The 252-nt window shown below is 61.5% G+C and carries 1 pseudogene; it reads right to left on the reverse strand.

Features of this window, described 5'->3' with window-relative positions:
• Positions 1-183, reverse strand: a pseudogene (locus tag SB725_RS32760) (hypothetical protein); the annotation flags it as partial.
• Between the last annotated feature and the right edge of the window lie 69 nt (positions 184-252).

The raw sequence follows: 252 nt of genomic DNA on the forward strand, positions 1-252 counted from the left end.
GATTGAGCAGCGACTGGTTGAACACGCTGGAGAGCTGCGACAGCGGGTTTTGCTGTGGGGTACGACGACCGCTAGCAGGCTCAAGCCCAGGCCGGCGCTGAGCCAGGGGGTGTTCACCACCTGTTGTCGCCAGGCGCTCAGCAACGAAGGGGAAGTGGCCGTTTCGGTATGGGCGGGTGGCATGCGAACCTCGAATCAGTGAATACAGGCAGTCTAAGCAAGGACCCGCGCAATCGGCCAAGGATTCCCTTC

The sequence above is a fragment of the Pseudomonas sp. SIMBA_041 genome, assembly GCF_046535095.1.
GTDB classification, from domain to species: domain Bacteria; phylum Pseudomonadota; class Gammaproteobacteria; order Pseudomonadales; family Pseudomonadaceae; genus Aquipseudomonas; species Aquipseudomonas mucoides.